Annotated in this window: 10 protein-coding genes and 1 pseudogene; 9 read left to right on the top strand and 2 right to left on the bottom strand. The window is 41.9% G+C overall.

Features of this window, described 5'->3' with window-relative positions; genetic code table 11:
• Positions 1-310: 310 nt before the first annotated feature.
• Entirely contained in the window at positions 311-1,093 is a 783-nt protein-coding gene (locus V7201_RS21555; protein WP_335378811.1) for an SDR family oxidoreductase, read from the bottom strand.
• A gap of 466 nt (positions 1,094-1,559) precedes the next feature.
• Between V7201_RS21555 and V7201_RS21560 the strand changes: the two genes are divergently transcribed.
• Positions 1,560-2,942 carry an LVIVD repeat-containing protein gene (locus V7201_RS21560; RefSeq protein ID WP_335378812.1) on the top strand — a complete coding sequence of 461 codons (1,383 nt, stop codon included), beginning with the start codon at positions 1,560-1,562 and terminating at the stop codon, positions 2,940-2,942.
• Between the two features lie 50 nt (positions 2,943-2,992).
• Here the strand turns inward: V7201_RS21560 and V7201_RS21565 are convergent, their stop codons facing one another.
• Positions 2,993-3,211 carry a hypothetical protein gene (locus V7201_RS21565; RefSeq protein WP_335378813.1) on the bottom strand — a complete coding sequence of 73 codons (219 nt, stop codon included), beginning with the start codon at positions 3,209-3,211 and terminating at the stop codon, positions 2,993-2,995.
• 103 nt (positions 3,212-3,314) lie between these two features.
• Between V7201_RS21565 and V7201_RS21570 the strand changes: the two genes are divergently transcribed.
• The 8 genes and pseudogenes from V7201_RS21570 to V7201_RS21605 form a co-directional block, all read left to right on the top strand.
• Positions 3,315-4,190, top strand: a complete 876-nt coding sequence (locus V7201_RS21570; protein ID WP_335378814.1) for a formate/nitrite transporter family protein — start codon at positions 3,315-3,317, stop codon at positions 4,188-4,190.
• Entirely contained in the window at positions 4,183-7,164 is a 2,982-nt protein-coding gene (gene fdhF, locus V7201_RS21575; protein ID WP_335378815.1) for a formate dehydrogenase subunit alpha, read from the top strand. The genes V7201_RS21570 and fdhF overlap by 8 nt, the downstream gene beginning before the upstream one ends.
• On the top strand, positions 7,139-7,636 hold the full coding sequence (locus tag V7201_RS21580; RefSeq protein ID WP_335378816.1) for a DUF1641 domain-containing protein: 498 nt from the start codon (positions 7,139-7,141) through the stop codon (positions 7,634-7,636). Before fdhF ends, V7201_RS21580 begins: the two co-directional genes overlap by 26 nt.
• 14 nt (positions 7,637-7,650) lie before the next feature.
• Complete coding sequence (locus V7201_RS21585; RefSeq protein WP_335378817.1) at positions 7,651-7,863, top strand: heavy-metal-associated domain-containing protein; 213 nt, start codon at positions 7,651-7,653, stop codon at positions 7,861-7,863.
• 12 nt (positions 7,864-7,875) lie between these two features.
• Positions 7,876-8,016: a hypothetical protein gene (locus V7201_RS21590; RefSeq protein ID WP_335378818.1), complete on the top strand. Its 141-nt coding sequence runs from the start codon at positions 7,876-7,878 to the stop codon at positions 8,014-8,016.
• A 426-nt stretch (positions 8,017-8,442) separates the two neighbouring features.
• The gene (locus V7201_RS21595) at positions 8,443-8,910 is read left to right on the top strand and encodes a GNAT family N-acetyltransferase (RefSeq protein ID WP_335378819.1); all 468 of its coding nucleotides are present in this window, start codon (positions 8,443-8,445) and stop codon (positions 8,908-8,910) included.
• Between the two features lie 122 nt (positions 8,911-9,032).
• A complete protein-coding gene (locus V7201_RS21600; protein WP_335378820.1) occupies positions 9,033-9,968 on the top strand; it encodes a CPBP family intramembrane glutamic endopeptidase in 936 nt (311 codons plus the stop codon).
• Between the two features lie 104 nt (positions 9,969-10,072).
• Positions 10,073-10,371 (top strand): annotated as a pseudogene (locus V7201_RS21605) (GNAT family N-acetyltransferase); the annotation flags it as partial.

The raw sequence follows: 10,371 nt of genomic DNA on the forward strand, positions 1-10,371 counted from the left end.
GCTGAGCCTCCTCGTCGCTTCGCTCCTGCGGGGTCTCACCTGACCAGCTGCGCCCGCAGGACATTGATTTGCTTCCTCGAACCTGCCCACGCACGATGGAAATGCGTTAGCATTTTCGGAGGAGTCTGCGCGCCTTCCACTACAATCAACAGGATTTAAAATAAACATTCAGCTTTAACAGAGCCTTGGAATGAAATTGATATAAGGTAAAGCTATCCTGGCAAATAACAAGTCGAACAACATACTATGTTGTTCGACTTTTGACTTGATGATCAGAAGTGCTATAAAGGATGAATCCTAACGTCACTTTTTACAATAATGATTCTGCTCCATCAATATACACTTCGGTTCCCGTGATGTGTGATGACATATCTGATGCTAAAAAGAATACGAGGTCTGCAACTTGCTCAGGTTTTCCGGATCGTTCTTCAAGAGGCTGATTTCCTTCTGGATATTCCACAGGAATTTTGATTTTTTCTAGATTATCTTCCTGTGGGAAGGTATTTTGCCCGATATTGGTCTCAATTGCACCCGGACAGATGATATTGACTCTGATTTTATATTGCGCTAACTCGAGAGCAGCCATTTTACCAAATCCAGTTTGGCCAATTTTAGAAGTACTGTAGGCTGACATGCCAAAATTCTTGTATATTCTGTTACCATTAATCGAGCTGGTTATGACGATACTGCCGCCACTATTCTTCATGTGTGGAATAGCATATTTTACAGTAAGGAACGTTCCTTTCAAATTAGTGGTGATTGTCGTATCCCAGTCCTCTGGAGAAAGGTCTTCTATCGGTGCTATTACGCCATTAATCCCTGCATTGGCAAATACAATATCGATCCTGTCCCATTTCTCGAACACCTTTTGATAGCTCAGTTGAACTTCATCCGCTTTGGAGATGTCACATTCGCAAATGAGAGCGCTGCCTCCAATTCCATGGATTTCATCTTTCACTGCCTTGGCGTTTTCTTCCTTTATATCAATTAGTGCGATTTTTGCGCCTTCCTTTGCAAGCTTTATTGCTGCGGCTTTGCCGATTCCCGAACTAGCACCAGTAATAAAAGCAACTTTTCCTTTTAACTGACTCAATCTTGCTGCCTCCCTTTGATATATGAATTATTGTTACATATGCCCAAGTTGAAGGTTTATAAAACTGATTTCTCTGTTTAAAGCCTCAGGTCATACGCTAACATTTTTCTGATTTGAAACTACATTTGATATCCATATATTCACTCACCAGTACCATAGCCTAAATAGGGAAGAGGAAAAATTGGTTTTAAATCTAAAAAAGGTCCATTAGACACCAGCATTAAACAAGTCCATTGTAGTGGAAAGCTCGAGTTTCCCAACTTTTCTGGTAAAAAAGGTCGGAATTAGGCTTGTCTAATAATGTAGAAACATTAGGAAATCTAGGTTATATAAAAATGACTGAATATTCCTTATTATTTAAATCACACTATTTCAGAACCCGAATTATTGTTCATTGAGAAATAGGGTGCTACAGGACTACTACATAAGTGGTTTATTTATTTCATGGAAAAGGGAGGAATACATTTTGAAAAAGATACTTATAGTCCATACCGCATTGGCAGGTGCATTGGTATTTTCCGCGGGAGGAACATCTGTATTTGCACATGATGAGATTGGCGGAGGAGTTGAAAAGGGCGATAATCTGGCTGGTGTAGAATTGGCTGTTCCATTGATTGAAGGCAGTAAGAACACAGGCAATCTTCAGGAAGTAGCTGCAGTGCCTTTGAAAGAGATCCGAGAAGGTATAAAGAACTCAACAGGAGATGTATACGCTCATAAAGGGTTTGCTTATTTAGGCACGCATCGAGCAAATGGCGGAGGCGGCGGAGTCCGCATTTTTGATATGAAGGACCCTTCCAATCCTGTTGAGGTTGCTGCCTTTGCAGAGATCGAGGGCACCTGGCAGGAGAAAGTAATCGTCAAATCTGTAAATACGAAGCACTTTAAGGGAGATTTGGCGGCGGTAAGTGTACAAAAAATGGATCAAAAGGATCCAAACGCCCAGGGAGGTTTCGTGCTTTATGATGTTACAAATCCCCACGAGCCTAAAAAGCTTGGATTCTGGGAATCTTCTTCGTCAGGAGCAAGGGGCACCCACGAACTGTATTTAACAGTTCAGGGTGATAATGTCTATGTTCTGACGGCTGACTGCTATGCAGACTATTACTCACATGGCGAGAAAATGGATGTATCTATAGTGGATGTTTCAAATCCTGATAATCCAGCTACTATTTATCAGTTTAATCCACGTGATTACATCCCTGAAGTAAGTGATGAAAACTATGACGGCTACAACTGGACGGATGAGGAAGGCATTAAGCGAGTTGCATTTGCGCACAGTGTAAAAACAGATGAAACCGGTAAAACAGCTTTCCTTTCATACTGGGATCTAGGCACGATCATGCTTGATATCAGCGATGCGAAAAACCCGGTCTATCTTGGAAGAACCGATTTTGCAAATAATGTTCAAGGAGCAGCACATTCCATGGATCTTGCAAAGGGCGGAACGATCCTTGTTGAAACAAGAGAGATTTTCGGCCCAACAAGAGAAGGATTCGAGTCAGCTTACGGATATACGATGATTTATGATATTAAAGATAAATCAAAACCAAACCTATTAAGCTCCTTTAGAACCGATTTTACTGAAACCATCCCTAACGGAGCTACTGTCCATGATCCGAAGGTGCACGGAAACACATTATATCTATCGCATTACTCAGGTGGTGTCAGAACTGTAGATATTACTGACCCATCCGCACCAAAACAAACAGGCATGTATATCCCTAGCAAATCAAATATCTGGGGAGTATTCGTTGACCGGAACTATGTACTTGCCTCAGATATCGGCTCAGGGTTGAAGGTACTCCAAAAATCAGGAGGTTCATCTTCGCAGGGGCTGACAGAATAAGATGAATTAGATGAAGCACATTCTCACTCGGGAATGTGCTTTTTCAACTTTTAAGGCAGTAAATAAATATCATGATATGGCGGACTATCGAGCTTCGATTGTTTTAAATAGCCTTCTGCAATTAATTCTTCCAATCCTCTTTCTACTTCTTCCGGTTTGACTCCAAATATGTCAGCAACTTTTACTGTAGAAACCGTCATGTACTTTGGCCGCTTTGTTGATGACTGAATCATAGAATGAACACGCTGAAGTAACAGGTTTTTATCCATTATTATCTCCTCACCTTTTTCTCGTAAAAAATTATCATGATTATGCTAAATAATTTTCCCAGTATTGTAAATATTATTAGGGAATTTAAAGGAGTTGATATGGATGGGTTTTCATGCGCCATTTAAGATTGCCCAATTGGCGGCTGAGCATGGTCAAAAGAAGGCCAATCTGCCATTTGCAAGTATTCTGGTGCTGGGATTTCTCGGAGGTGCCTTTATATCCCTTGGTTATTTGCTTGATATCCGTGTGATCGCAGATCTTCCTAAGGAGTGGGGAACATTAAGTTCGCTGATCGGAGCTGCTGTATTCCCGGTAGGCCTTATTCTTATCATAATAGCCGGTGGTGAACTGTTAACCGGCAACATGATGGCGGTATCGATGGCATTCTTTTCAAAAAAGATTTCAATTGGACGACTTATTAAAAATTGGTTTTGGATCACTGTATTTAACTTTATAGGAGCATTGTTCGTCGCATATTTTTTTGGACATGTAGCAGAGTTAACTTCACATGGTCCTTATCTTGAAAAAACCGTTGCGATTGCCGGAGGAAAACTGAAGGAAGGATTTTTAGCGTCACTTGTTTCAGCGATTGGGTGCAATTGGCTTGTTGGATTAGCTGTGTGGCTGGCGTATGGCGCAGAGGATATTGGCGGAAAGATTCTTGGAATCTGGTTCCCGATCATGGCCTTCGTAGCAATTGGTTTCCAGCACGTTGTCGCGAACATGTTTGTGATACCGGCAGCCATCTTTTCTGGGTATTACAGCTGGCAGGATTTTATTGGAAACTTCATTCCTGTATTTATTGGGAATGCGATTGGCGGCAGTGTTTTTGTCTCATTGATATACTGGATTGCTTATAGGGGAACGATCGAGGAAGGCACCAGCAAAGAAGTAAAAAAGAGACAAGGCAGCGGAAAAGCAAATATGAGAAGACAGGGCATGAGTAAAGTAGGACTAAGGAGGCATGGGAATGAGTGACACTAGTTTTTCGGTAAACATCAATGGCAAGGAATATCAGGCTGTTGAAGGGCAGAAGATTCTTGAGGTAGCAAGAGCAGAGGATGTGTTTATTCCAGGGGTTTGCTATCATCCCGATCTTGGAACCATCCAGACATGTGATACGTGTTATGTCATGGTCGATGGACAATTGGCAAGGTCTTGTACGTTAAAAGCAGAGCCTGGCATGAAAATTGATACAATGTCCGAACAGGTAAAGTCTGCACAATATGAGGCAATGTCGCGCATCCTGAAAAACCATGAGCTTTACTGTACGGTTTGTGACAACAACAATGGCAATTGCACGATTCATAACACTGTTGAGGATATGGGGCTCGCCCATCAAAAGTATCCCTTCGAGGCCAAACCCTATCCAGCGGATAATTCACATCCATTTTATCGTTATGAGCCTGACCAATGTATTTTGTGCGGCCGCTGTGTGGAAGCATGCCAGGATTTGCAGGTGAATGAAACACTGACCATCGACTGGAGCCGTGAAGTGCCTCGTGTCATCTGGGACAATGATGTGCCAATTGATCAATCTTCTTGTGTTTCCTGCGGACATTGCGTAAATGTTTGTCCGTGTAATGCTTTAATGGAAAAATCAATGCTCGGTAACGCCGGCTTCCTGACTGGAATCGCTCCAAACATCCTCGCTCCAATGATTGATATGACAAAAGAAGTGGAACCAGGCTATCGCGAAATTTTTGCCGTATCTGAAGTGGAAGCTGCGATGAGGAAGGCTAGAATCAAACGGACTAAAACCGTATGTACGTATTGCGGTGTCGGCTGCAGCTTTGAGGTATGGACGAAGGATCGGGAAATCCTGAAAATCCAGACGAATACCGAAGCCCCGGTAAATGGCATATCAACCTGTGTAAAAGGAAAATGGGGCTGGGATTTCGTTAACAGCGAGGAACGTTTGACGAAACCGCTTATCCGTAAAGGCGATGAATTTGTTGAAGCAACCTGGAATGAAGCACTTTCGCTAATCGCAGAAAAGTTGTCTGGCATAAAAGAAGTGTTTGGTCCTGACTCGATTGGCTATATCGCTTCGTCCAAATGCTCAAATGAAGAAAATTTCTTATTTCAGAAATTTGCACGTGGAATTATGGGCACTAACAATGTAGATAATTGTTCACGTTACTGCCAGTCACCAGCTACAACCGGGTTAATGAGGACAGTCGGACTCGGCGGTGATTCAGGAACAATGGACGATATTATCGCATCAGAGCTTGTCATTGTTATTGGTGCGAATCCTGCAGAGTCCCACCCTGTGCTGGCAACACGTATCAAACGATCACATAAGCTTTTTGGCCAAAAGCTCATTGTGGTTGATTTAAGGGAAAACGAACTGGCTCAGCGCGCCGATCTCCATCTCCACCCTAAGCCGGGAACAGATATCATCATGCTCAACGCGATTGCCAAATACTTTTTTGATCGGGGCTGGGAGGATGCTAAATTCCTTGCGGATCGGGTGAACGGAGTGGAGGAATTCAGGGCTTCACTGGAAAAATTCACTCTGGAATATGCTGTGGAAAAAACAGGACTCAGCATGGAACAGCTGCTCCGTTTTGCAGAAATGATTAAAGAAGCGAAATCGGTCTGTATGCTGTGGGCGATGGGTGTAACCCAGCATATGGGCGCATCTGATACAAGCACAGCCATTTCGAACCTGCTTTTGGTTACAGGGAATTATGGGCGAACAGGTACCGGCGCATATCCGTTGCGAGGGCATAACAATGTTCAAGGGGCATGCGATTTTGGAACTCTGCCGCCATGGATGCCTGGATATGAACCTGTACAGGATGCGGGTGTCAGGGCAAAGTATGAACAGGCATGGGGTGTTAAACTTCCAGAAAATCCTGGTTATGACAATCATCATATGGTTGAAGCCATCAATAAAGGCAAGCTCAAAGCGCTTTACCTGTTTGGAGAAGATATGGCCATTGTCGATGCGAACTCAAACTATGTTGATTCGACTTTTGAGAAATTGGATTTCTTTGTTGTCCAGGATATCTTCTTCAGTAAAACCGCTCAATTTGCGGATGTCATTTTACCAGCTGCTCCTAGCCTTGAAAAGGACGGGACATTCACGAACACAGAAAGACGGATCCAGAGGTTTTACAAAGTGTTCGAACCGATGGGTGATTCCAAGCCGGATTGGATGATTTTCCAAGAGCTTGCGAATCGGATGGGAGCAAACTGGAATTATCAGCATCCATCTGAAATTATGGACGAGGCAGCAAAGCTTGCAACAATGTTTGCTGGCGTAAGCTATGAACGCCTGGAAGAATGGGAATCTCTAGTATGGCCTGTAAAAGCGGATGGAACGGACACTCCACTGCTATATAAAGATAAGTTCGGTTTCCCGGATGGAAAAGCGAGGCTGTTCCCGGTTGATTGGACGATTCCGTTTGATCCAGGAGGAGAATTTGACTTACATTTGAACAACGGCCGATTGCTCGAGCATTTCCATGAAGGAAATATGACACATAAGACGGAAGGGCTAATGCATAAGGTGCCTGATGTGTGGCTGGAAGTCTCTCCGGAGCTTGCGGCAGAACGGAATCTCGAAGATGGAGCACTTGTTGGATTGACTTCCCCATACGGTCATGTGGAAGTTCGCGTTATTGTGACTGACAGGGTGAAGGGCAAGGAATTGTACTTGCCGATGAATTCTGCTGAAGATAACGAAGCAGTTAATAGACTGACTAGCAGCTATCACGATATTGTTACCCATACACCAGCTTATAAGGAAATGAGTGTGAAAATGGAAGTGCTTGAAACGACTGGTGAACCACCGCTTCCTAAGCACAATCACCGATTTGGCAACAGAATTCCGCAGATTAGCGTGAAAGTCGAGGAAAAGTGGCTGCGTTCTGATTATATCCCAATTTCCGAAATCGACGATTTGAAGGAGGGGCATTATGGCGAAACCGATCAGGCAAATTAGCAGGGGTGTTCCTAACCCGAAAGAAGAGCAGGACAAGGCCATTGATGAGATTCTTAAAGCACTGGCTGATAACAAAGAAGCTGTACTTTCTTTCATAGAGTTAACAAAAGAGCTTCATGAAGTAAGCGTGTTTGATTCAGCTAGCTCCTTGCTGAAGCAGCGGAACGACGTAGGCGTGATCGCGATGCAGCAGGTCAATCAGCCAGCAGTCCACAATATTATTAAAAGCGGATTCGGACTGTTCAAATTCCTTGGCGTCATGCAGCCTTCCCAGCTGGAAACACTTTTGCAGGGAGTGACCCTTGGGCTGAAACGGATGTCCAGGACAGGCGAAAAAGGCAAGAAACAAAGTATCTGGAAAATGAGAATCAGGCTGCGCAGTCCTGAAATCCGCGCAGCAATGACAACAATGGTCGATTTTCTAGAGGGAATGGGCGAAGCCTTCCTTAAGAATAGGGAAGACCATAAGTAAGGATGGTGTCGTAAATGAAGGAACAAGTTTTTCACATAGGTAATCTTGATTCGAACGAAGACGCTGATAAAATCACCCAGGCCTTGCTCCACGTATGGGGGATTTCTCAAGCCGAAGCAAATGCGCAGAATAAGACGGTTTCAATCAAGTACGATGAACGGATGGCGTCTTCTGACGATTTTGAGCAGGTAGTTAAGGAAGCTGGATTTAATCTAATAAGTGATTGATGAGGTGATTTTGTGAGACTGTGTGAGGTTTGCGGAACAAAAGAGGATTTTGAGGACAAGAATGAAGAAATGATCCAAGCAGTCACGCTCCATATTTGTGAAAACTGCCGCGAAGATCGGAAAGTACATTCATTGCCTGATTGGGCGTTTTGATTCGAAGTGAGCAAATTTCCCGATTACGTCTATAATCTAAATCCAGGCTACCGCCTGGATTTTTTTGTGCAAAAAAAGGAAAAAGGCTTGGCTTAAAAGAAATTATGATAGACATCGCTTATTATAATGGGCACATTGCAAGGGGTATACATCAGAAACGGATTGGTTGATTGTTGATAAGGTAAATAATGAAGCAGTGAAATTTAGCAAGATTCACAACTCATTATTTTGCTTACAGTCTTTTTCTTGCAAAAGCCGGTTTTCTTAAGTATAGCATGACAAAAAAAGAATGTCACAATCAATGGAAATTGGAAGGATTCTCAGCTGCTGGCGATTGTCCATCCGAATGACTAAAAGGGATCACACAGGGAAGCCATTTGATATTTATTAGTGGTTTTGATATTAATTTGCAGGGGAGAGTTTAGGTTGGAATTTTATGAGAGTAAGAGAGACTTGATTATGATTGAAAGGGAAATTATGAATACGCATCCGGAGTATAACTTGCTGGCGGATGGAAAGAAGCTTTTAACCGAAGAGGATTTGCTGGAGGAGCATGAAGAAGGGGATGGACTGGACAAGGAACGATACTTGATTAAAGTGGATGATGACTTCATAGGAATCATTGATTTTATCATGGAAAATCCACGTGACAGAAAACCATGGCTCGGATTGCTGATCATTCGCAAGGATTGGACTCGAAAATCCTTTGCAGGGAAAGCACTCTCAAAATATGAAGAATTAATGAGAGGCAGAAATATTACAGAATTCAGGTTAGGGTGCTTAACCGAAAATAGCACAGGAATGCGATTTTGGGAGAAGAATGGTTTTCAAAAGGTAGAGGAAATCAGTTATATGGGAAAACCACTGTGGATTATGGAAAAGAAGTTAGTGTAAGAAGGCATTTAGTTGTTCTCTTTTACTTCCAAAATAACATTGGTAAAAAAGTGGTAGAAAAACATTGAATACATGGTATAATTTTCTAGTGTTTTGTACTTTGTGTCTAGGAGGCTGCATTATTGGAACAAAATTTCATAAAAATGAACCAGGGAATCAATAATTGGAAAAGGTACACTTCTTCCTTTTTCCTTTTTATGTTCTCGATGTTTCTTGGTTCAATTATTTATTTTCTAGCGCTCATTATTTTTGCGGAGAAAGATGGAAGTGATAAAACCTATTTTGATTTCGAAGAAATGATCGGGGTAAATGTAAAACCAGTCTATGATTTTATTTTTTCAAATTTGACTTACGTCATTTGGATTTTAGGAATGGCCTTATTTATAAAACTCATTCATAAACGAAAACTTAAAACACTTATTACACCAAACGAAAAGATTAATTGGAAAAGGATCTTTTGGGGCTTCGGTTTCTTTTTCTGCCTTCTCACAGTGACGACAATTGTGGATGCTCTATTTAATCCGCAAGATTATTCCTTGAATAACCTTCAGGTTCAGGATTTTCTTTTCTTGTTTTTATTTGTTTTAATTTTAACGCCTATTCAGACAACCGCCGAAGAGGTCTTTTTCAGAGGGTATTTGATGCAGTGGTTTGGCCGGAAAGTGTCACATCCACTGGTTTTATCGATTATTGTCGGAAGCATTTTTGGCGCATTGCATTTTTCAAATCCGGAAATGAACTATTCTGCCTTTTTTGTTGGCAGTGATTATGTCCTTTCAGGTATTTTATGGTGCTACATTACCGCGAGGACGAATAGTGCAGAACTGACGATTGGTGCTCATGCAGCAAATAATATGTTTATAGGCTGGTTTTTGACAATGGATGACTCTGTATTTGGGAAACTCCCATCATTAATTGTGATTGATAATATTAACCCAAAAACGACCTTGCTCTGGACGGTTATTTCGCTTTCTGTGTTCACTTACTATTCAATCAAGAAATTTGATAATAAGCAACCAATAAATGATGAATTGGATATTCGGAGTTCATTTAAGTAATTGGATGCTGTAGTTAATATTTGGAGTACGTGACATTGAGGTTGGGAGCCAAATAATCATTGTAGTACTTTTAATGTGATAATGCTGAAAGATGGGGAATGTAAATGGAATTATTAAATAAGGTACTTGAATTAGATCGAGCGTATATCAGTACGTTTACCAATAGAATGGACAAGACATGGGGCACCATTTTTTTCAATGAAAGGCAGCCTAAATACTATGATGCAAATCATGCTCAGATTAGTAAGGCGGTCGATGATCCAGCAGTGGTGGTACAGGAAGTAAGTGACTTTTATAAAGAGAAGAATATTGTTCCGAGGTTTTACGTTTATAATCCTGAGGACAATGTAGCTTTAGTTAAAGAGTTGCATAGTGCAGGGTTTCGCAGTGAGGAACTGGGAGG

It is taken from the genome of Bacillus sp. JJ1122 (assembly GCF_036964885.1).
GTDB lineage: Bacteria > Bacillota > Bacilli > Bacillales > Cytobacillaceae > Mesobacillus.

Bases quoted from the DNA above. Each gene is read 5' to 3' on its own strand.
- V7201_RS21565 (WP_335378813.1), bottom strand. From the start codon at position 3,211: ATGGATAAAAACCTGTTACTTCAGCGTGTTCATTCTATGATTCAGTCA.
- V7201_RS21570 (WP_335378814.1), top strand. From the start codon at position 3,315: ATGGGTTTTCATGCGCCATTTAAGATTGCCCAATTGGCGGCTGAGCAT.
- fdhF (WP_335378815.1), top strand. From the start codon at position 4,183: ATGAGTGACACTAGTTTTTCGGTAAACATCAATGGCAAGGAATATCAG.
- V7201_RS21580 (WP_335378816.1), top strand. From the start codon at position 7,139: ATGGCGAAACCGATCAGGCAAATTAGCAGGGGTGTTCCTAACCCGAAA.
- V7201_RS21585 (WP_335378817.1), top strand. From the start codon at position 7,651: ATGAAGGAACAAGTTTTTCACATAGGTAATCTTGATTCGAACGAAGAC.